18 protein-coding genes are annotated in these 22,156 nt (G+C 62.6%); 4 read left to right on the top strand and 14 right to left on the bottom strand.

All coding sequences use genetic code 11. From position 1 onward, the window contains the following. Positions 1-41 precede the first annotated feature (41 nt). Together JAB1_RS16445 and JAB1_RS16440 are read left to right on the top strand one after the other, a co-directional pair. Positions 42-470, top strand: coding sequence for a hypothetical protein (locus JAB1_RS16445; RefSeq protein ID WP_070280921.1), 429 nt, complete (start codon positions 42-44; stop codon positions 468-470). Beyond that, the gene (locus JAB1_RS16440; protein ID WP_070280919.1) at positions 467-1,864 is read left to right on the top strand and encodes a hypothetical protein; all 1,398 of its coding nucleotides are present in this window, start codon (positions 467-469) and stop codon (positions 1,862-1,864) included. Before JAB1_RS16445 ends, JAB1_RS16440 begins: the two co-directional genes overlap by 4 nt. On the opposite strand, the gene JAB1_RS16435 is transcribed toward JAB1_RS16440, so the two are convergent. The 13 genes from JAB1_RS16435 to JAB1_RS16375 all read right to left on the bottom strand — a co-directional run bounded on the left by JAB1_RS16435 (position 1,836) and on the right by JAB1_RS16375 (position 17,297). Further along, positions 1,836-3,179 (bottom strand): PepSY-associated TM helix domain-containing protein, encoded by a 1,344-nt coding sequence (locus tag JAB1_RS16435; protein WP_070281051.1) that lies wholly within the window; start codon positions 3,177-3,179, stop codon positions 1,836-1,838. The genes JAB1_RS16440 and JAB1_RS16435 overlap by 29 nt on opposite strands. A gap of 8 nt (positions 3,180-3,187) precedes the next feature. Then, on the bottom strand, positions 3,188-5,311 hold the full coding sequence (locus tag JAB1_RS16430) for a TonB-dependent receptor (protein ID WP_070280917.1): 2,124 nt from the start codon (positions 5,309-5,311) through the stop codon (positions 3,188-3,190). 77 nt (positions 5,312-5,388) lie between these two features. Further along, positions 5,389-5,790 (bottom strand): DUF2946 domain-containing protein, encoded by a 402-nt coding sequence (locus JAB1_RS16425; RefSeq protein ID WP_225317194.1) that lies wholly within the window; start codon positions 5,788-5,790, stop codon positions 5,389-5,391. Between the two features lie 47 nt (positions 5,791-5,837). Continuing rightward, a complete protein-coding gene (locus JAB1_RS16420) occupies positions 5,838-6,434 on the bottom strand; it encodes a PqiC family protein (protein WP_052140127.1) in 597 nt (198 codons plus the stop codon). Continuing rightward, positions 6,431-8,062, bottom strand: a complete 1,632-nt coding sequence (locus JAB1_RS16415) for an MlaD family protein (RefSeq protein WP_034782421.1) — start codon at positions 8,060-8,062, stop codon at positions 6,431-6,433. The genes JAB1_RS16420 and JAB1_RS16415 overlap by 4 nt, the downstream gene beginning before the upstream one ends. Then, positions 8,055-9,386: a paraquat-inducible protein A gene (locus JAB1_RS16410; RefSeq protein WP_070260102.1), complete on the bottom strand. Its 1,332-nt coding sequence runs from the start codon at positions 9,384-9,386 to the stop codon at positions 8,055-8,057. Before JAB1_RS16410 ends, JAB1_RS16415 begins: the two co-directional genes overlap by 8 nt. Before the next feature lie 93 nt (positions 9,387-9,479). Continuing rightward, positions 9,480-10,832, bottom strand: coding sequence for an amidase (locus JAB1_RS16405; RefSeq protein WP_070280915.1), 1,353 nt, complete (start codon positions 10,830-10,832; stop codon positions 9,480-9,482). 4 nt (positions 10,833-10,836) lie between these two features. Beyond that, the gene (locus tag JAB1_RS16400) at positions 10,837-11,514 is read right to left on the bottom strand and encodes a DUF2848 domain-containing protein (protein WP_070280913.1); all 678 of its coding nucleotides are present in this window, start codon (positions 11,512-11,514) and stop codon (positions 10,837-10,839) included. 4 nt (positions 11,515-11,518) lie between these two features. After that, positions 11,519-12,844, bottom strand: coding sequence for an MFS transporter (locus tag JAB1_RS16395; protein ID WP_070280911.1), 1,326 nt, complete (start codon positions 12,842-12,844; stop codon positions 11,519-11,521). 108 nt (positions 12,845-12,952) lie between these two features. Continuing rightward, positions 12,953-13,624 (bottom strand): DUF4286 family protein, encoded by a 672-nt coding sequence (locus JAB1_RS16390; RefSeq protein WP_070280909.1) that lies wholly within the window; start codon positions 13,622-13,624, stop codon positions 12,953-12,955. 215 nt (positions 13,625-13,839) lie between these two features. Then, positions 13,840-14,757: a LysR family transcriptional regulator gene (locus JAB1_RS16385; protein WP_034782414.1), complete on the bottom strand. Its 918-nt coding sequence runs from the start codon at positions 14,755-14,757 to the stop codon at positions 13,840-13,842. A 75-nt stretch (positions 14,758-14,832) separates the two neighbouring features. Next, complete coding sequence (locus JAB1_RS16380; protein WP_070280907.1) at positions 14,833-16,068, bottom strand: M20/M25/M40 family metallo-hydrolase; 1,236 nt, start codon at positions 16,066-16,068, stop codon at positions 14,833-14,835. Continuing rightward, positions 16,065-17,297 (bottom strand): urate hydroxylase PuuD, encoded by a 1,233-nt coding sequence (locus JAB1_RS16375; protein WP_070280905.1) that lies wholly within the window; start codon positions 17,295-17,297, stop codon positions 16,065-16,067. The genes JAB1_RS16380 and JAB1_RS16375 overlap by 4 nt, the downstream gene beginning before the upstream one ends. A 131-nt stretch (positions 17,298-17,428) precedes the next feature. On the opposite strand from JAB1_RS16375, the gene JAB1_RS16370 reads away from it, so the two are divergent. Beyond that, entirely contained in the window at positions 17,429-18,367 is a 939-nt protein-coding gene (locus JAB1_RS16370; RefSeq protein ID WP_034754583.1) for a LysR family transcriptional regulator, read from the top strand. Between the two features lie 73 nt (positions 18,368-18,440). Further along, complete coding sequence (locus JAB1_RS16365) at positions 18,441-20,198, top strand: allantoate amidohydrolase (protein WP_070280903.1); 1,758 nt, start codon at positions 18,441-18,443, stop codon at positions 20,196-20,198. Positions 20,199-20,412: 214 nt separating this feature from the next. On the opposite strand, the gene JAB1_RS29620 is transcribed toward JAB1_RS16365, so the two are convergent. Then, complete coding sequence (locus JAB1_RS29620; protein WP_139144586.1) at positions 20,413-21,753, bottom strand: sulfatase-like hydrolase/transferase; 1,341 nt, start codon at positions 21,751-21,753, stop codon at positions 20,413-20,415. Between the last annotated feature and the right edge of the window lie 403 nt (positions 21,754-22,156).

Raw genomic sequence — 22,156 nt, 5'->3', positions numbered from 1 at the left:
TTCAGATGGCCAATGCTGGAAATATTTCCTAAAATTTAAGCATGAAAAAATACTCATTCCACCCTCCGCTTGCCAGCCTGGGCCTGGCCATTTTCCTGCTGTGCATATCGGCGCAAAGCCAGTCGCAGGGCGGCTCTGCGGCAAAACCGCAGCAACAGGAACAGCATGTGGCGCTGGCCATCGCGCAGCGCAAAATCGCCGCGAAGCCACCGACGATACGCGTCCGGCAGGACACCCGGATCACCGTGGATTGGAGTACCGACGAAATAGTCAGTATCCACTTGCATGGCTACGATCAGCTGCTGGAGGTCAAGCCGGGCGAGACAAAAGCCATGCGCATCGACGCCACGGTGCCGGGACGCTTCCCTGTTTCCGCGCACGGCTATGGCGCGCAAACGGAGGGCAAGGGCAAGCAGCACAAGCATCACCGCGAGGCGCCCCTGATGTACCTGGAAGTGCTGCCGCGATGATGCGGCGCGCCATCGCTTTCGTCCTGCTGGCCGCGCCAGGCATCGCCCATGCGCACGGCTTTGGCCAGCGCTACGACCTGCCCTTGCCGCTCTGGCTATATTTGCTGGGCGCGGGACTGACGGTGGCGCTGTCGTTTGCCTTCCTGGCACTGTGGCGCCGGGATGGCACAGCGGCCTGCCAGGGCGACTATGCGCGCCTCGTCCTGCGGCAGGTTCCTGGCGCGCGCGCCATCGCTTTCGCACTGCGCCTGCTGGTGCTGGCGTTGTATATTCTGGTGATCGTGGCGGGACTGGTGGGCGTGCAAAACCCCGTAAAAAATATCGCACCCGCCATGGTGTGGGCCATCTGGTGGGTCGGCATGGCCTACGTGTCGGCGCTGCTGGGCGACTTGTGGGCGCTGGTCAATCCGCTCGACAGCGTGGCGCGCGCGGCACAGCATCTGTTCCCCCGGTGGCGCGCACCGCTGGCGTGGCCGCGCTGGCTCGACAGCTGGCCGGCGGCGGCCCTGTTCTTCGGCTTTATCTGGATGGAGCTGAACTGGGAAGGCAGCGAGCAGCCGGCCAGCCTGGCCTGGACCATGCTGCTGTATTCCGCCTGCACGTGGGCAGGCATGGCGCTGTTCGGCCGCGCCGCCTGGCTGCGCCATGCGGAAGTTTTCAACATCGTCTTCGGTCTGCTGGCCCGCTTCGCGCCCGTGACATTCCGCGACGGCGCCTGCTACGTGCGCCCGTATGCGGCGGGCTTGCTGGCGGTGGAACCCGTGCGCCCTGCCTGCCTGGTGCTGGTGATCCTCATGCTGGCCTCCGTCAGCTTCGACGGCATGATGGAAACGCAAACGTGGTACGACATCGTCGACGCCGTCCTCGCCGTGGCGCCGGGTGCGCTGGCATGGATCACCACGGCCGCCCTGCTGCTGATGCCGGCCCTGTTCCTGCTGGTGTTCCTGCTGTTTTGCGCGCTGATCGCCCGCTGCGGCGCCAGCGATGGCCAGCCGGCCATACCCTTGCTGCGCGTGGCCGGCCACTTCGTGCTGACCCTGGTGCCGATCGCCATCGCCTACCATTTCGCCCACTACCTGTCTTTCCTGGCGATGGCGGGCCAGTACCTGATTCCGCTGGCGTCAGACCCGCTGGGCCTGGACTGGGACCTGTTCGGCACGAAGCTGTACTTCATCCGCCTTGGCATCGTCGACGCCAAGGTGGTGTGGTACGTATCGCTGTTCGCCATCGTCGCAGGCCACGTGGCAGCCGTCTGGCTGGCCCATGTCTGCGCGCTGCGCCTGTACGCCAGTCGCCGCGCGGCCCTGCGCAGCCAGTATCCGATGCTGGCCCTGATGATCGCCTACACTTTGCTCAGTCTCTGGATCATCGCGCAGCCCATCGTCGGCGGCTAGCCCGTGCCAGGAACAGCTCCAGCAGCAACAGCATGCCGCCGGAAACGAGCAGCAGCGGCATCAGCGCGCACATGGCGGCTGCCGCCAGCCAGGCCAGCGCGGAAGGCGACGTCCAGGCGCCCGGCAGCAGCCTGGGTAAACCCAGCGAGCCAGGCAAGCGCCGTTTGAAAAACATCACCCAGCCCGACACCAGCGAGAACAGCACGCTGGCGCCGAACAGCAGCAGCAAGGCCTGGTTCCACCAGCCGAATTCGCCGCGGTGGAACGGAATGCCGATGGCGGTGGCCTTGCCGAACGCCGTCTGCGCTTCCCACCCCGCGTAATACAGGGGCTTGCCGCTGTAGGCATCGAATTGCAGGTCGAAGCGCAAGGTGGGCTGGCTGCGGTCAGCCATGGTGGCGCGCCACACATCGTCCTGGCTGGCCGGCGCCGTCAGCTGCACGGCGATGGCGGGCGCGTGGCTGCGCGCTACCTGCCACGCATCCTGCCAGTCGAGCGGAGCGCCCTCCTCGCGCGAGCGCAAATCACGTGGCACGGGCGGCGGCGCCTGGCCGCTGACGTCGCGCAGCGCGCGGATGCGCCCGCCCGCCTGCTGGCTCCACGTCAGGCCCGTCGTCAGGATCACGACACTGACGATGCCGAGCGTCACGCCCAGGAAAGCATGCCACTGGCGCCAGCCATTGCGGCCCCGCGCGCCCCGCTTCGGCAAGCCCGATTGCGCGCCGCGCGGCCACCACAGCACCACGCCCGTCACCAGCATCACCATCAGCCAGCTGGCCGCCAGCTCGATCATCCAGCGCCAGCCATCGTTTTGCAGCAGGCGCGAATGCAGCTTTTTCGCCCAGTTGCCGAAGCGCTCGCTGCTGGACAGGCTGCCCAGCACGCGCGCGTCATAGGGATTCACATACACGACGATGGCTTGCGCGGGCAGGCCGAACTTCGGCCTGGCGGGCGTGAGCGGCGCGGCATGTCCGCCATGGCCCGCATGTTCATCCTGCGCGCCGCCGGGCGGTGCAAACGCCACCTGCACCGCATCATCCTGTTGAAACGGCGGCACCACGTGCTGCACCGCCCAGCCTCGAGGCGCAGCCCGCTCCGCAGCCGCCACGGCGGCGTCCAGCGGCAGCATGGACGCTTGCGGCGCCACATGGTCCAGGTGCTGGTACAGCCTTGCCTCGATCTGCGGCGTGAACACGTACAAAATGCCCGTCAGGGTAGCTAGCAGGGCAAACGGCGAGGCGATCAGCGCGGCCCAGAAGTGGATGCGCCAGTACAGGCTTTTGCGCCGCGCGATGAGAAAGGTGAAATCGTCCATGGCCATCCTCACAGTGCGTTGAAGGTATAACCCAGGCCCAGCATCACGCTGCGCGGCGCACCGGGCGTGTACTGGTTCTGGCTGTTCGGCGCATAGTTGCCCACTCCCGCATAGCTGCTGCTGGCCGAATCGGCATAGCGTTTATCGGCCAGGTTGCGCACCTGCGCCCACGCTTCCAGCCCGCGCGCGACCTGATAGCTGGCGCGCAGGTTCAGCAAGGCGTGGCCCTTGTACTCCACCGTGTTGGCATTGTTCATCCAGTAGCGCCCCTGGTGCACGGCTTCAAGTGCGATACGCGCGCCGGCCACGGGCTTGTAGCCGATCTCGAACGAGGTGATGTCGCGCGGTGCCTGCGGCATGGCGCGGCCGCTGTAATCGAGAGTACTGGAAAGCTGGTAGCGCAGGTAGCGGTGGCGCGCGATGGCCGTGGCGAAGCGCGCGTCGAACGGGCCGCTGTCGTAATTCAGGCCCAGCTCCAGCCCTTCGCTGCGCGTGCGCCCCGCATTGCGGTTTTCGCTGTTGCCCGGCGAGAGCGTGTAGCTGACGATGGTGTCGCGCCCATCGAGCCGGTACAGGGCCGTATCGAGTTTCAAACGGCCCTGCAAAAAGGCCCAGCGCAAGCCCAGTTCATAGTTGTTGTAGACGGACGGCTGCAAGTTGGCGATGCCCGTCTTGCCATATAACTGGCTCACTTCCGGCGGCGTGAAGCCCTGGCTGACATTCGCATACGCGCTGCCCGCATGGCCGATGGCGTAGGTGGCGCCCAGTTTCGGACTCACATGCGAAAAACTGCGCGACTCGTCGGGCGCGCCGTAATTGACGCTGCCGACGGGCGCCAGCTTGTTATGGTAGTCGTAGCGGATGGCGTCAGAACGGCCGCCCAGCACCACGCGCGTGCCCGCCAGCGGAGAAAATTCCCATTGCGCGAAGACGGCCGTGTTGAGGATATCCGTCTGGTAGTCGCGCACGCCCTGCGGATTGCTGGCATTGGCCAGGGAGTAGCGCAGGTAGCGGCCCGTGGCGGCATCGCGCACGATGGACAGATTGTCGCTGACAAAGGGATTGTCGCTCTTGTCCACGTACACACCGGCGATCAGGCGCGAACGCAGCCACGCGAATTCCTGCTGGTGTTTCACGTCCAGTCCCAGCGAATCGACGTGGTTGTTGTTGATGACGCCCTTGCACAGCATGCCCGCGCAACTGCCTATGGAATACGCGGGAATCTGCCCATGGTCGTTCTTGCGCGTAAACACGGTGACGGTGCTCGTGCCATTGGCTGTCGTCGCGCCTTCCCACGCCAGGTTCATGCGCGTGGTCTTGTCCTTGCGGTAGGTAAACGTATTCAAACTCTTGCCGGGATTGCTGCGGTAATCGTTTTCGAACAGGCTGCCCGTCATGGCCGCATCGAGATCCGTGTGGACGATGGTGGCGCGCAGCTGCGAAGTGGGGCTGAGCGCATAGTCGGCGCGCAGCGAGAACGAATCCTTGTCGCCATAGCTGTACTCCTGCCAGTTGTCGCGCGAACGGCGCGAGCTGTAATGGGAAAAACGCAGTCCCAGCGGACCCCAGGTATCGCTGGCGGAAGTGTCGTAGCGGGTGTAGCCGCCCACGTTATCGCGCCGCACGCCCACGCTTGCCGTGGGTGTCGCGCTGGCGCCGGCCGTGAGGAAATTGACGGCGCCGCCGACGGCATTGCTGCCGTACAGCGACGAGGCGGCGCCCTTCACCACTTCCACGCCGCTGGCGCCCGCCATGTTCATCTCGTTGAGCGAGTTATGGTTGAAGACGCCCAGCGGGCGGATGGGAATGCCGTCTTCGAGGTACTGGTAGACGGCATTCGTGCCGATGGGCTGGCGGATGCTCATGCTGTGCTGCTCGTTGCCCAGGTCATTCCAGTACACGCCGGCGATGCGGTTGAGGATATCGCCCATGGTCTTGGGCTTGTCGCGTTCCAGCATTTTGGCATTGACGGCACCGATGGCCTGCGGCGTCTCGGACAGCCACGATTGCGCGCGCGAACCGGAAACGACGACGGTGTCGATGGCGTGGTCGGTTTGGTCAGTTTGCTGCGCCTGCGCGCAGGGGTAAGCGAGGGTGATGGCGACTGCCAGCACCAATAATTTCTTGTTCATGTGATTCTCGTATAAGTGTGCGGATGCGGCGCGTCACACCGCGAGGTGGGCAGCGCCAGCATTGAAAATGCAAAAACCTAGACGAGAGCGGGCGGCGCGCGCGACTGCGCGGTGGACCAGATGAACAGCGGTGACGGGGACTGGTAGTACAGGGCCGGGAAAATGGCCGTGCCGCTGGCCACAAGCAGCGGCAGCACGGTACTGGCGGGCGGCAGGCCGACGGAACCCGCGTGCGTGGAACAGAAGGCGCAATGCTCCATCTGCATGGCCTTGCCGCCGGATTTTTCATCGGCGGCACCGTCATTGTCGACCTGGACGAAACGGATGCCGGCCACCGAACAGATTTCCGCCCAGCCGGAGCCGGACTCCTGCTTGGCGTTGGCGACAGCCTGGGAAATCGACGGCGCGAGCGCCGCCAGCAGGATCGCGAAACAGGCGATCCAGGCGGCAAAGCGGCGCGTGAACAAGGTCATTCCCATGGCCGCATTTTACCAGCGGCCGCCGGGACTGGGTAGCGGAAAGCGGCTCAGGCGGCCGGGCAGGCGGCGTTGCCGTTGTCAAAAGCGCGCACCACGCTCGCCGTATCGGCGGCGATACGGTTCACGGCGCGGCGGTGACCGAGCACCAGTTCATCGTAGCCGGCGCCCACCTTTTCATTGGCTATCGTGCGGCAAGTGACCACCTTGCTGCTGGCCAGCTGGCGCACGCTCCACACGGCATCGATCAGCGCATACTGGCCCATCACCGACTCGAAACGCTGCACATTGGTGCTGATACGGTACACGGGCAGGTTGTCCGGATGCGGCGTGCGGAACACATCGATGGCGCCCAGGTCGTTCGTCACGGCCGTCGACAGGGCCTGGCCGATCTCGCCGGCCAGCGGCCCGGCCCAGCGCTGCTGCTCCAGCAGTTCGATGCGCCCCGATGGTCCCGTCACGACAAACTGGTTGCGGCTCACCTGCTGCGGCACGCTGACGGCCAGCACCTCGACATAGTATTTGACGGGTTTGGCCGGCTGCGCGTCGGCGCCGCCGCTGAGCGTATAGAAATGCTCGGGCTGGGGCGTGGAACAGGCGCCCAGCAGGCTGGCCGCCAGCAGCGCGGAAAAAATCGGTTTCATCATTTTTTTTCATCTCCTTTTTTACCGCGGATCAGGGACTCGGGATGACGTTCCAGGTAATCCGACAGCGCGTTCAGCGATTGCAGGGTTTGCGTCAGCTGCTGCAAGGCCTGGCGCACGTCCGACTGCAGTGGCGAATCCTTTTGCAGCACCTGTTCGGCCGTGCCGAAGGTCTGTTTCGCCGCCGTCAGGGTATCGCGCATTTCCGGCACCACCTGGCCATCGAGCTGCCTGAACAGGGTATTGGCCTGCTTGATGGTGGCGTTCAGGTTATTGCCGATCTCCGCATAAGGCACCTGATCGAGCTTGCGGGCAATGCTGGCGATCTGCGTCTGCAGTTCATCGAGGGTATTGGGCACGGTCGGCACTTCCAGCGGATACTTGTTCGGATCGAGCGCCACCTTCGGCGCTTTCGGGAAGAAGTCCAGCGCGATGTACAGCTGGCTGGTGAGCAGGTTGCCCGTGCGTAGCTGGGCGCGCAAGCCACGGCTGACCATGCGTTCGAGCAGCTGGTGGCCGGCCGAGCCTTCCTCATCGTCGACGGCGGCCTTGAAGCGCATGCCCAGGCGGGCCGGATACAGATTGACGGTGACCGGCATGCGGAAGTTCTTCTTCACGGGATCGAACTCGATGCCGACCGAACGCACCTCGCCCAGTACGATGCCGCGGAAATCCACCGTGGCGCCAGGCTGCAAGCCGCGCAGCGACTGGTCGAAATAGAACACGGTGGTAATGGCCTGGCCATCGGGCTCGCGCATGGCGCTGGCCTCGTCGGCCGCCAAGCGGAAATTGGTATTGGCCGGCGCCGGCTCCTCGGGCTTGCGGCCATTTTCCGCCTCGAAGGCGATGCCGCCCACCAGCATGGCGGCCAGTGACTGCGTGTTCAACTTGAAGCCGTTGGAATCCAAGCGCACATCGACGCCGCTGGCATGCCACCAGCGCGCATTCTTGCCGACGAACTGGTCGTATGGCGCGTTCACGAAGACCGACATGGTAATGCCGTTGCCATCCTTGTCCAGCGCAAAGCTGACCACCTTGCCCACGCGCAGGCGGTGGAAGAACAGGGGCGAACCCACGTCGACGGAACCGAGACTTTCCGCGTGCAGAGTGTACAGCTTGCCCTTCTGGTCACCGGCCACGGCGGGCGGACTCTCCATGCCGATGAAATTCTCCTTTTTGGCTTCCGACTTGCCCGTGTCGACGCCGATGTAGGCGCCCGACAGCAAGGTACCCAGGCCCGTCACACCGCTGGCGCCGATCTGCGGGCGCACCACCCAGAAGCGCGAATCGGCGGTGGCGAAGCGGCGCGCCTCCTTGCTCATGTCGATCGTCACGAGGACATTGCTCAAGTCGTCGCCCAGGGTGATGGCGCGTACCTGGCCGATATCGACATCCTTGTATTTGACCTTGGTCTTGCCCGGCTCCAGGCCTTCGGCGCTCTTGAAGCTGACCGTCACCGTGGGCCCCTGGTCAAGGATGGACTTGGCGGCCAGGCCGGCGCCAATCAGGGCGGCCAGCAGCGGAATGAGCCATACCAGCGACGGCAGCCAGCGGCTGCCCTGTTCCACATCGGGTTCCGGCAATGGACGGCCACCCGTTTCGGCAAGGCCGCCCGCTTCTTTGTCAGACATGCTGTTCTCCAATCACTGTATTGTTTCCGGTATTTGCCACCACCACGGGTTCTTCCTCGCCAGGCACCTGCCCGTCGACGGGGTCCCAGATCAGGCGCGGGTCGAACTGCATCGCCGCCAGCATGGTCAGCACCACCACGGCGCCAAAGGCCAGCGCGCCGGGTCCCGCCGTGATCACGGCCAGCGACTTGAAGCGCACCAGCGCCACCGTCAGGGTGACGACAAAGATGTCGAGCATGGACCAGCGGCCGATGAATTCAACCATGCGATACAAAATGGTGCGCTGGCGCGGGCGCCAGCGCGAACGCCGCTGCGCGGTGAACGCCAGCAGCGCCAGCACGCCTAGCTTGAGCATGGGCACGACCACGCTGGCGATGAAAATGATGATGGCCAGGCCTTTCGAGCCGCTGGTCCAGAACAGCACCACGCCGCTCATGATGGTATCGTTTTGTGCGCCAAACAGGGAATACGTCACCATCACGGGCAGCAGGTTGGCGGGAATGTAGAGGATCATGGCGGCGATCAGCAAGGCCCAGGTGCGGTTGATGCTGTCCGGTTTGCGCACGTGCAGGGCCGTGCCACAGCGCACGCACGCCAAATGCTTGCCCTTGCCCAGGGGCGGCGCCACCAGGCCGCAGGCATGGCAGGGCACGACCTTCTCGCCGGGCGCGAAAGCCTTGTAGCGGATGCCGGGCAGCGCTTGCCGGGTCAGGTCGTCGCCCAGGTTCCACAGGGCCTTGGGGTCGAACGAGACGACGATGGCCAGCATCAGGGTCAGCGCGCCAAACGCGAACAGCCCCGGTTGCGGCAGCACCGTAGCCAGGCTGGTCATCTTGACGACGGTGATCAGGATGCCGATCATCAGCACTTCCGTCATGCCCCATTCGCGCGCCGTCTGCACGGCGCGCAGCACGCGGTTGAAGCCCGGCACCTTGACGCCGCCGCGCAAGCCCAGCGCCACATACAGCAGCGAACCGAGTTCGATGGCGGGAAAGAGTATGGTAAACAGGAAGACCATCGTCGCCACGATATGCATCTGCTCGGACCACAGCACGCGGATGGAACCGAGCAAGGTGGCGCTGGACGTCAGGCCATTGACGTCGAGTTCGACGATGGGAAAAAACTGGGCGATCAGGAAGACAAAGGCGGCGCCCAGGGTCAGCGCCACCACCTTGCTCAATTCCGCCGATGCCCCCCGCGCGTGAGCGCCCCGGTATAACACCGAGCGGCAACGGATGCAGCGCGCCTTTTCGCGGGGACGCAGCGGACGTTTGCGGTACAGCACGCCGCAGTCATGACAGCTAATCAGGTCGTATCGGTGCACAGTGTGAAGTTTGCCAGCGCCCGAAGCGCGACTATTCCATGTCAATGCCAGCCATCATGACAGAGTTGGCATTTTCCTGCACCTCAGCACTATTTATAGTTGCGCATCCAACAACATCTCGACCGCACGGCCAATTTGCAGCACTCTTTCATCCGCGCCGGCCAGGCCGCAAATGCCCAGCCCCACGGGCAGTTCGCCCTCGGCATGGCACGGCAGCGACAGCGCGCAGCCATCGAGGAAGTTGATCACGCTGGCGTTGCGCAGCACCAGGCCATTCGTGGCAAAGAAGGTGGCGTCATCCGCTTCCAGGGGCGCAAGCTGCGGCGCCAGAATCGCCACGCTGGGCATCAGCCAGGCATCGAACGGCGCCAGGCGCCGCCGGGCGATGGCGATCAGGCGCGCGCGCGCATCGAGCAAATCGATGTAATCGGCCGCGCCCTGCTGCTGGCCGCGTCGGATGCGCGCCGCCACGCGCTGGTCGTATTGCGCGCCTTTTTCCGCGAGCAGCGCGCGGTGCCAATGCCAGGCTTCCGCCGCCACCAGGCCGCCGCCGCCATTGATCTCCGGCAGTTCCAGCAACTCGGGGAAATCGAACTGTTCCACCAGGGCGCCGGCTTGCCGCAGCTTGTCCAGCGCGGCGTCGAAAGCCCGCTGCACCTGCGGCTCCACGTGCGTACCGACATAGTCAAGGGTAAAACCGAAGCGCAAGCCTTTCAGTGCTGGCGCCTGCGCATCGATGTCATGGCCCGACAGCGCCGCGTACAGAATGGCGCAGCAATCGACGCTGTGGGCAATGGGCCCTGCGGAGTCGAGAGAACGCGACAAAGGCACCGTCCCTGCCAGCGACACGGAAGCGGCCGTCGGCTTGAAACCCGTCAAACCGCAAAAGGCGGACGGGATGCGGATCGAGCCGCCCGTGTCCGTGCCCAGCGCGCCGGCCGCCATCGCCAAAGCCACCGTGACAGCGCCGCCCGAAGTGGAGCCGCCCGCCACACGTTCATGGTCCAGCGGATTGCGCGGCGTGCCGTAATGGGGATTCAAGCCCAGGCCGGAAAACGCGAATTCGCTCATGTTGGTGCGGCCCAGCAGGACGGCGCCAGCCGCGCGCAGACGCGCCACGGCGCCCGCATCGGCCACGGCGGGCGGGGCGTCGGCCAGCGCCAGCGAAGCGGCGCTGCTGGCCTGCCCCTCGACGTCGAACAGGTCCTTGATCGAGATGGGCACGCCGGCAAGGGGCGAGGCAACGATACCGGCCGCGCGCGCCGCGTCGCTGGCCCGCGCCTCGGCCAGGGCCTGTTCGCCATCGAGGCTGACATATGCATGGCCGCCCTGCGCCCGGTGCGCCTCGGCGCGCGCCAGCATGCGCTGCGTCAGTTCCACGCTGGTGATGCGTCCGGCGGCCAGGTCGGCCGCCAGTTCGCGGATAGTCTTGGTCAACTGGGTCATTCTCTTATCCTTCCACGGGCAGGGTTTGCACGGCATAGCGGTGCTGCAGGCGGCGCTGCAAGGCTGGATCATACAGCTCCAGTTCGAAGGCGTCGCCGTGGCCCATTTCACCGATGATGGGCTGCGTTCCGCAGAACATGGCGCTGCCCACTGGCAGGGTCGCTTGCCCCGTGTAGCGCAAAATCAAATCTTCCGGCGACAGCATGCGCGTCACGGGACCATCCTGGTACAGGGCCGGCACACCGGCGCGCTCGCGCCAGGAGCGCATCTGCAACTGGTCCCAGTGGCCGGCCACGTCGGCATAGCGCCACAAGGTATCGCCCACGGGCTTGCCGCACATCTGCTTCGACACCGTCACGCCATAGCTTTCCACCTTGCGGTCCGTATGGTCGGAACCGATCCCCACCAGCAGACCGTATTCCGTGGAGAACAGCACGAATTCCGCCTCGCCGGACGAATCGCTGCCCGGCACTTCGATGGCGGCGTCGCTCGAGAGCAGCGCTGCCGAAACCCGGTAAAACGTCGGCACGCTTTTCGGGCGCGCCACGCCGATGGCTTCAAGTTCGGCGATATGGTGTTCCACCATCGCCATGTCGCGGCCCGTCCAGCCGGCGATGATCAACTGATCGATATCGAAGGTGACGGGGCCGTGGCCGGCCAGTTGAAAACTCAATGTCGTCATGATTTTATTCCTCAAGGGGGCCGCGGCCCGTTTCGCGTGCAGCAAAAACGGCGGCGCCGGTGATCAGCAAGGCCGCCGCCACATACAGCGAGACGGCCATGCTGCTGTTGTACGAGCGGTACAGGCTGGCGATGACGAGCGGGGCGAAGCCGCCGCCGATGACGCCGGCCAGGGTGTAGGCCAGCGAGGACCCCGCATAGCGCACCTTGGTCGGGAATTGCTCGATGACGAAGGCGGCCTGCGGGCCGTACATGATGGCGTGGATGACCAGGCCCACGACGACAGCCGTGACGATGGCAGCCGGGCTGGCAGTATCGAGCAAGGTAAAGAAGACAAACGCCCACACAAGACCCAGGCTCGCGCCCAGCGCATACACGGGACGGCGGCCGATCTTGTCCGACAGCGCGCCAAACACGGGCACCGCCAGCGCATTGCAAGCCGTGCCGATCATGATGGCGGTCAGTGCCAGTGTCGACGACAGGTGCAGTACGGTCGTCACATACGTGAGCGTGAACACCACCACCAGCGCATACAGCACGTCCGAACCGATGCGCACGCCGCCGGCGATCAGCAGACGGCGCCAGTAGATGCGCAGCACGTCGCCAATCGGCGCTTCCGCCTTCGCATCCTGCTGGTCAAGTTCCTTGAACAGCGGAGTTTCCTCGATGCCGCTGCGTATCCACATGCCGAAGGCCACCAGCAGCAGGCTGGCGATGAACGGCATGCGCCAGCCCCAGTCCATGAACGCTTCATGCGGCAGCAGGTAGGTGATCAGGCCGATGCAACCGGTCGCCAGCAAGGTGCCGAACGACGGTCCCACCTGCGTCCACGACGCGTTGCGGCCCCGCTTGTCCGCTGCCCCGTGTTCGACGGAGATCAGCACGGCGCCGGCCCATTCGCCGCCCAAAGCGATGCCCTGCACGAAGCGCAGCGCCACCAGCAGGATGGGGCTCCAGATGCCGGCCGTCGCGTAAGTCGGCAAGAGGCCCATCAGGCCCGTCGTCACGCCCATCAGCATCAGGGTCACCACCAGCACCCAGCGGCGTCCGAGCTTGTCGCCCAGGTGGCCGAAGATCACGCCGCCGATGGGACGCGAGATATAGCCGACGGCATACGTGGAAAAGGCCAGGATGGTGCCCGTCAGCGGATCGAACGAGGGAAAGAACAGGTGATTGAAGATCAGCGCGGCCATGGTGTTGTAGACGGTGAAGTCATACCATTCCAGGGTCGTGCCGACCATGCTGGCCGTGGCCAGGCGGCCCGTTTTCGGCTTGTCGCCCGGCGCCTGGGCCGCCGGATGCGCAGCGTTTGCCGTTGTATATGTGGTCATTGCCTACCTCTCTCGTCAGTTTTATTGCAGGCCCGGCGCAGGATGCTTTGCCCTGCGCCGTGGCCCGTGTCTCGTGTTATCAGTGCCGGCAAGATGCGCGCGGCCGTGTCAGGCAGCGTGCAGGTCGGCCTCGCGCAGTTGCCAGGACAGTTGCAGGATGGCTGCCTGCTCAGCGTCCAGGCCCAGTGCCGCGCTGGCGGCATCAGCCGCCGCCGAGGCGGCGCTTTCGGAGGACGCGTCGATAAGGAAGATCGGGTCGAGCACGCGGCCCTCCTTCTGCTCCGCCGGCAGGGGACCGGACAGATTCGCGTCAGGTGTGAGCAAGCGCGTGGCAATGACGCCATCGATCTGCAAAAGCTGCGCGCCCAGCGCTGCCATGCTGGCCACGGCTGCGGCATCCTGGCCGATGGCGGGCGCGCCCAAGCGCAGCACGGCCAGCCAGGCGCCCGTGCCCATGCCCGTTTCCGCCTCGATGGCGCAGACGCGGCGCATCGGATCGACCATGCGCTGCAGATTCGTCACCGACCATGGGGTCTGCTGGCCGAAGGCATTGAAATAGTCGGGGGTCTGGAAGGCGCCCAGCGAATCGGTGCGGTACAGGCCCAGGTATTTGCGCGAACCGCGCACGCTCTGGTAGCGCGTGCCGCTGACGAAGCCGGGAATGCGCACGCGCTCTTCCACGTGCTCGCGGTCGTACCAGCGGTTGAAATCGAGCTCGTGTTCCGGGTCGGCGCTGGTCCAGACAAACAGGATGCCTGGCAAGGTGGGGGACGTCGTCATGATGGTTCCGTTCTGCGTGATGGATGGTGTGCCAACCCAGAATAGGTGGCGCGCCGTCACTTGGCAAACGGGTTATTCTGAACGCGACTGATAAGTTTTTCTTGTGGGTGGAGCCAACAATGCTGTCGGATTACGCGCCTGGGCGCTCATCCGACCTACGCGACTCACCTCGACCACGGCATCGTAGGTCGGCTTAGCGCCAGCGTAAGCCGACATCACCCTGCCCCATATTCCTCACCCAGCGCCAAAGTGAACCTGGCCGCCTCCTCGCACGCCAGCATGGCCACCAGCTGGATCGCTTCCGTCGTGATGTCTTCGCTATAGCTGATGACGATGCGCTGCGGCGCCAGGCTGCTGGTGCAGGGAATCAGGGCGATGTGGCCCTGTTCGATTTCCTCGCGCAGGGGCGCCAGCGGCAGCACGGCGATGCCGAAGCCCGCTTTGACCAGGCGCACGATGGCGGAGATCGAACTGACGCAGTGGACCCTTCCCAGCTGCACGCCCTCGTCCTGGCACAGCGCCTTCAAGGCGGAATGCGGCTGCGAACCGCGGTTCATGGTGATGATGGGGTGCTGCGCCAGTTGCGCCACCGTGAATGGCGCGCCCGTATCGGGCCAGTCGGCGGCCCTGCCGGCCCAGCCCATGGCGATGGCGCCGCTGCCCGTGCTGCGGATATGGTCGCCCGTCAGCATGTCCGTCTGCAGCGCGATATCGAGTTCGCCCTGCTGCAGCTGTTCGTGCAGGCGGCGCGTCGACTCGGACGTCAATTGAATCTCGATGCCCGGATAGCGTTCCTGCACACGCTGCAGGAACGGGATCAGCCACGTATGCACGATGGTTTCGATGACGCCGATGCGCACTTCGCCCGTGATCTGCGCGGGCGAGGAATTGGCCGCATACATGTCGCGGCACAGTTCCAGCATGCGTTCGGCATACACGAGCAAGTTGCGCCCGGCAAAGGTCAGGCGGATTTCACGCGCGTCGCGGTCGAACAGGCGCGTGCCGAAATCCTGCTCCAGCGAAGCGATGCGGTTGGAGATGGCCGCCTGCGTGATGTGCAGCTTGTCGGCGGCCGTGCGAAAGCTGCCCAGCCGCGCAGCCCAGACAAACGCTTCGAGAAAACGGGTATTCAATTTGGCTCTTCAATCAATGGGGGCACTTCTTCACAGAATGTGTGGTCGCCCCATTGTAAGCCAAAGCGCGCTGCCTTATTTCTGGCCCAGGAAGTCCAGCAGGGTCAGGGCGACGATCTTGCTGGCCTTGCGCAAATCATCGAGCGCCAGGCGCTCGTCAGCCTTCTTCGCGTTCGATTCGGGCACCGTGCGCGGCCCGGCGCCATACAGCACGGCTGGGATGCCCCGCTCGCCATACAGGCGCGCGTCCGCATACAGGGGCGTGCCGACGGCGGGAATCGTCTCGCCGAGGATGGCTTGCGCATTCTTTTGCAGGCTGCCGACCAGTTGTTCGGAACCGGGCAAAGGACGCAGCGCGTGCGACAGCAGCAGGCGGCGGATCTCGATGCGGATGCCAGGCTCGCCCCGCACGGCGTCTTCGATCAGCGCGCGCACCTGCGCTTCCACCGCCACAGGATCTTCTTCGGGAATCATGCGGCGGTCCATCTTCATGACGACCTTGCCCGGCACCACATTGGTATTCGTGCCGCCGTCGATGCGCCCCACCAGCATGGTGGGCGAGTCGATGCCGGCCACTTTGGATTTGATCTTTTTCAGCTCCGGCAACTGGCCGTAGATGGCGTTGAGTATCTTGTTGGCCGCCTGCAGCGCGTCATGGCCCGTCTCCGGCATGGAACCATGGCCAGCCTTGCCGTGCACGGTGATTTCCAGCTGCAGGCAGGCGTTGTGCGCCGTGACGATGCCGTAGCTGAAACCGGCGGCGATGACGAAATCGGGCTTCGTCAGTTGCTGTTCTAGCAGCCAGCCGGGCCCCAGCAAGCCACCGAATTCCTCGTCATACGTGAAGTGCAGCTCGAGCTGGCCTTTGAGTGGAATGCCCAGCGCTTCGAGCGCGCGGGCGGCAAATACATAGGTGGCGAAATCTCCTTTCGAGACGGCCGTCGCGCGGCCATACATATAGCCGCCGTCTATCTGGCCGCCATAAGGCGGATACGTCCAGTTGTCGCCGGGCGGCACCACGTCGCCATGCGCATTCAGGGCCACGGTCGGTCCGCCTGCGGCATACGGCCGGCGCACGATCAGGTTGGTGATGCTTTGCATGCCGTACGCTTCCACCTGATCGTTTGGGACGGCGTGCTTTTCCGCCTGCCAGCCATACGCCTGCAGCAGTTGCGCCACCAAATCCGCATGGGGCGCGTTGTTGCCGGGCGGCGTATCCGTCGGCTGCTGCACCACCTTCTGTAAAAATGCGACTTCTTCGTCGAAGTGATCATCGATCCAGGCCGTGATTTTTTCTGCGTGCGTTGTCATTTTGCTCCTTGCATGGTCTGTTGCAGCCAGGCGCCAAGTTCGCTGCGCTCAGCCTCCGTCATATTGGTCAGGTTCCCGATCGGCATGGCCTTCAATTCGATGGCCTGCTTGTAGATTTGCGCCGCGTGCTGGCGGATTTCAGTTTCATTATCCAGCATCATGCCGGCCGGCGCCGTGGCGAAACCCGGTTGCGTGGGCTGGGCCGAATGACAGGTGGCGCAGCGCTGGGCGATGATGGCATGCACGCTCTTGAATTGCGCCGCCGGATCCACCACCGGCACGGCCGCCACGGCCACGGGCGCTTTCGGCGCGATGGCGATAGCTACGGCCAGCAGCAGGGCCACGCCGATGGCCGGATAGCGCCATTCCACTCTTCCCTTGTGGCGCAGGTTGAAAAAGTGGCGGATGAAGACGCCGGCCGCCATGATCAGCGCCAGCACCAGCCACGCGTGGTCGTTCCGGTAGGTCATCGCATAATGGTTGCTGATCATGATGAACAGCACCGGCAAGGTAAAATAATTATTATGCACGCTGCGCTGCTTGGCTTTCAGGCCATGCTTGGGATCGGGCAGCTTGCCGGCGGCCATGGCCTCGACCATCTTGCGCTGGCCGGGAATGATCAGCATCAGCACATTGGCCACCATGATGGTGCCGATCATGGCGCCCACGTGGATGTAGGCGGCGCGTCCGCTGAGCAAATGCGTGAGCACGTAGGCGGCGCCGACGATCAGCGCGAACACGGTCACGCCGAACCACAGTTCATATTGCGCTAATGTTGACCTGCACAGCAAATCGTACACGGTCCAGCCGATGACGAGGGTGGCGATGCCGATACCGACTGCCTGCCCGCTGGAGATGTCCGCCACGGATTTGTCGATCATCATGGCCTGGGCATTGAAATAATACGCGATGGTCAGCAGCGCGAAACCGGACAGCCAGGTCGAATACGCTTCCCATTTGAACCAGTGCAGTTCCTTCGGCAGTTCGGCGGGCGCCACCAGATATTTTTGCGGGTTGTAGAAGCCGCCGCCATGCACGGCCCACAGTTCTCCCGACACGCCCTTCTTCGCCAGTTCGGAGCCGGGCGCGGGCGGGCGGATCGAGTTATCGAGCCAGACGAAATAGAAGGAAGCACCGATCCAGGCGATGCCCGTGATGACGTGCAGCCAGCGGACGATCAGGTTCAGCCACTCAAGGCCGTACGGGATCAGGTAGGCAAATACTTCCATAAATTTCCTCTAGTCAGACCGAACCAATATTCGTGCCAATCTACACAAGATAAACGGATTTACCGCCCACCACATGAAAAATATCGTATATTTGACATATTCAAATCGATATACAACAGAGGCGCCGCCACATGTCCAGCCTGCCGCAACACCTCGACCTGCACCTGATCCGCATCCTCTACCTGCTGCTGGTGGAAAAGAATGTCTCGCGCGTGGCGCTGAAACTCAATCAGCCGCAGCCATCGATTTCCGCCTCCTTGCGCAAGCTGCGCGAATTGACGGGTGACCCGCTGCTCGTGCGCGGCGCGCGCGGCATGGTGCCGACCCAGCATGGCGAAAGCCTGCTCAATCCGGCCAAGCGCATCCTCGACCAGACGGAGAGCCTGTTCGTCAAGAAGACGCCGTTCGTGGCGCAGGAAGAGGCCCGCACCTTCCATATCGCCGCGCCCGATTACCTGGACAGCCAGTTCCTGCCCAACGTGGTGGCCCTGCTGCGCCGCGGCTCGCCGAAAAGCCGCGTCGTGCTGCATAGCCTGGGGCCGGGCATCGACCATATCCGCCAACTCTCCGATGGGGGCCTGGACCTGGTCATCGCCAACTGGGACGAGCCGCCCGCGCATCTGCACATTTCGAAGCTGTTCGAAGACCCCATCATCTGCGCCATGCATGCGGAAAACGCCTATGCGCGGCGCACGGCCAGCGACGCCATGACCCTCGACGACTATTTGAGCCTGCCCCACGTGGCGCCGTCGCAGATGATGCCCGGCTATCACGGCGTGATCGATTCCTTCCTCGAGCGGCAAAACCTGCAGCGCAACGTGGTTGTGGAATCGGCGTATTTCGGCCTGATCCCCTACATGCTGACGCAGACGGACCTGGTACTCACCACGGGCCGGCAATTCATGCGCTTCTATGAAAAGACGCTGCCGCTGAAAACGTATACCGTGCCGCTGAAATTCCCGCCGATGCGCTTTTACCAGCTGTGGCACCAGCGCGTACACCAGGCGCCCGAGCACAAATGGCTGCGCGACCAGGTCAGCGCGGCCGCCAAGGCGCTGGTGCAGCGATAGCCGCTATCAGCACGCGCATATAATGGACGCAGGAACGGGGCGCTATCATCACCGCTTGCATGATCGGAAAACCATGACCACCCTTTCAGACCTGAACGCCGGCAGCCCGGCAGACTTTATCGCACGGCTGCATGGCATCTACGAACACTCGCCCTGGATCGCCCAGCGCGCGGCCCCCGCCCGACCGTTTGCCAGCCTGACGGCACTCAAGACGGAGCTGCAGCGCGTGCTGGCGCATGCCTCGCCCGAAGAGCAACTGGGACTGATACGCGCCCACCCGGAGCTGGCCGGCAAGGCCGCCATCGCCGGGCAGCTGACGGCGGAATCGACACGCGAGCAGGCCAAGTCCGGCCTGAACCTGTGCAGTGCCGAGGAATTCGCCACCCTGCAGCGCCTGAATACCGAGTACAACGCCAAGTTCGGCTTTCCCTTCATCCTGGCCGTCAAGGGCCCGACGGGTGAAGGCTTGACGCGCCAGGACATCATTGCCACGTTTGCGCGGCGCCTGAAGAACCGGCGCGCCGATGAACTGGCCGAGTCGCTGCGGCAGATCAAGCGCATCGCCGAGCTGCGCCTGAACGACCTGTTCGACGTGCGCCTGGACTTCGGCCCGGCCATCATGCAGCAGGCCGAAACGCTGGCGGCCTGGAGCGACAGCGATTACAACCTGACGTGCGCCTACCTGACGCCGGCGCACCAGAAAACCGCCGCGCAGCTGGCCGAATGGATGCGGGATGCGGGCATGCAGGTGCACATCGACGCCATCGGCAATGTCGTCGGGCGCTATCTGTCCGACGCGCCCGACGCAAAAACCCTGATGACGGGATCGCATTACGACACGGTGCGCAACGGCGGCAAGTACGATGGCCGCCTGGGCATCGTGCTGCCCATCGCCGTCGTGCGCCACCTGCATGAGCGGGGCGAAAAACTGCCCTTCCACTTCGAGATCGTCGGCTTCGCCGAAGAAGAAGGCGTGCGCTTCAAGAGCACGTTTTTGGGCAGCACAGCTGTCACGGGCAAGTTCGACGTGTCGCTGCTGGAACAGGTGGATGCGGATGGCATAAGCATGCGCGACGCGCTGGCGGCCGCCGGCCACGAGGCAAGCGCCATCGGCGCCATCGCGCGCGATCCCGCCGACTTGCTCGGTTATGTGGAAGTGCATATCGAGCAGGGTCCCGTACTGCTGGAACGCGACCTGCCGCTGGGGATCGTCACGGCGATTGCCGGCAGCTCGCGCTACCTGGTCAATCTTGGCGGCGTGGCCAGCCACGCGGGAACCACGCCCATGACCATGCGCAAGGATGCCGCCAGCGCGGCAGCCGAAATCATCCTGCTGGTGGAACAGCGCTGCAGCAAGGGCGAGGCGCTGGTGGGCACCGTTGGGCAGCTGCACGTGCCCAACGGCTCCGTCAACGTGATCGCCGGCGCGTGCACCCTGTCGCTCGACATCCGCGCGGCCGTTGACGCGGTACGCCAGGCGGCCGTCGACGATATTCTCGATGGCATCGCCGCCATCTGCGCGCGGCGCCAGATCGACTGCCAGCTGGAACTGCTGCTGTCGGCGCGTGCCGCGCCATGCGCGCCATGGCTGATGGCGCAGCTGGCGCAGGCCGTGGAATCGGTCGGCATCGAACCGTATGCGCTGCTGTCTGGCGCCGGCCACGACGCCATGGCCATGGCCGCCATCACCGACGTGGCCATGCTGTTTACCCGCTGCGGCAATGGCGGCATCAGCCACAACCCGCTGGAAACCATGACGGCGGACGACGCCGACATCGCGGCGCGCGCGCTGCTGGCGTTTTTGCGCGGCTTCCAGAAGAAACACACGTAACAAAACGAGAATGGTGGAACAAGGCCAGGCGCCGCGCCAAGAATGCTGCCTGGAAGGCAGACAAACCGGTACATGCAGGCAGGATCGCGTCCGTTGTGCAGTAACAACGAAATGCTGTGGCGGCTACTTATATCCCTGAAGAGATGTCTTCCTAGCCGGGATGAGACCCCTTGTAAACCGCCACATTATGATACTTTTCACAAGCTGAAACATGCTATGGTTCGCAATGAAAAGACATCCGTATATATGGAACCTGGCCTTCAGAGAGTTGCCCGCTATTTACGGCAGAAGGCGGTTGATGATCACCAACTACATAAGCTTCAGTACAGCCCAACTCAACACTGGTGCTTAATGTGTCGATTAAAAATCCAATTGCATTGCGTGCTACCAATTGTGAATCGCCAATCTTCTCTATATCGTTGAAATATTGGACAGATGCTTCGGGCATGGCTGAAGCAATAGGTTCATGGCTGGACAACGACAGCATGTACAAAAAAGCCATGTCTTGCTGGCGTATCAAATCCACGCCAAAATTGATCATGTCTTCGTCACAAACGCCACGAAATGGCCCCGGACAGGTTCTCAGTTTGCTCAACTCAGGCTGGAAATATGCGTGGTCGATGCCCAAGCTTTTCCAGACGGTATCACGGGCATAAAACATTTTTTGATAACCATGTACACCAAAAACCTCATACCCTTTATTCTTCATGTAGGCAGGAGCACAATCATCAGACATTGCTGAGAAATTAGTACTTGCATCAAACTGAATGTATTCGGAGCATAACTCACGAATTTCGCCCTGCATGGTCGAGCCATGATAATCGGTGAATCCGGTCTTCAGCACTTTCACGCCGCGACTCTTCAGTCTCCTTTCGACGGCCACCAATGACCCATGGCTTTCACCCCATGACTCCACTACCATCAATACCATTTTTGCGGGCATTGAACTTTCACTTTTAACATGATTCAAAAAGGTCGGTTCGCTGGTTTTCCCCAAAGAATTTTCTTTTTTTAAAAAACCATCACTGATCAGCGTTTTAATCGCAAACGGTGACGGTGTGATAATTTTATTGCGAATTTCACTCGCACCGACATCCAGCACCAGCAGTACTCCCTTGAACAATATCAGGGAAACGCCAGCAAAAAATGCAATGCGTCTGAAGCCCAGCGAAGTTTTTCGATAAATATCTGAATAAAGGAAAAAAAACATTACCAGAAAAAACAAAAAACAGATGATCAATATCGGCGCTGGAGAATTCCCCAAAACAGTAAACAAGTAAAACTCATATGAACTGGGTCGAATATTCCAATTTGACAATATTGAAACCAAGAAAATAAAAATCCATACAAACTTGATTAAAAATGAAACCCAGCTTTTGAAACGTTTTTCCAGATAAGGAAAAAACAATGGTTCAACGCAGACATATATACTGCCAAATGCAAAACTCCAGATTAAACTGGGCAATAACATCCATAAAAAACAGCGCACATATGTGAATTTTTCAGAATAATTTGAAAATAGCGGTTTTTCTTGCAGTGTGAAAAATGAAATCATGGGTAAGCAATACTAAAGATGGCATTTTGTCATCGCAGAAAGAAGCAGAAAAGCTATGACATCGGCCAGATGATTTTTAATTATTTTTTTTGGGTAACAATTGTAACACGCTTGTCATAATTCGTTCCTCGCGATACCCGGAACAAAAAAACGCGTATAGGGAAAATTAAAAAACATCGTTTTTTCGAACGGCAATTCCCCATGTTTTTTGATACGCTGAATGCAAGTCGAGTGATGGATGAAAGAAGGATTGATATAGAAAGCCGGTAAGAAAGTCGGCTGATGGACGCACGATAAGCATTCGCGCCACTGGGCATCGAGACGCTATATCGGCTTTCAGGTACAGGAAAATAGTAGGGGGCTGGGACGTATCACGAGGCGAGGCAGCTGGGCGTCTGCCAAA

This window comes from Janthinobacterium sp. MP5059B, assembly GCF_001758645.1.
In the GTDB taxonomy this organism is placed as follows: domain Bacteria; phylum Pseudomonadota; class Gammaproteobacteria; order Burkholderiales; family Burkholderiaceae_D; genus Janthinobacterium; species Janthinobacterium lividum.
The sequence above is the reverse complement of the archived record's forward strand: the minus strand, read 5'-3'. Positions and strand labels throughout refer to the sequence as shown.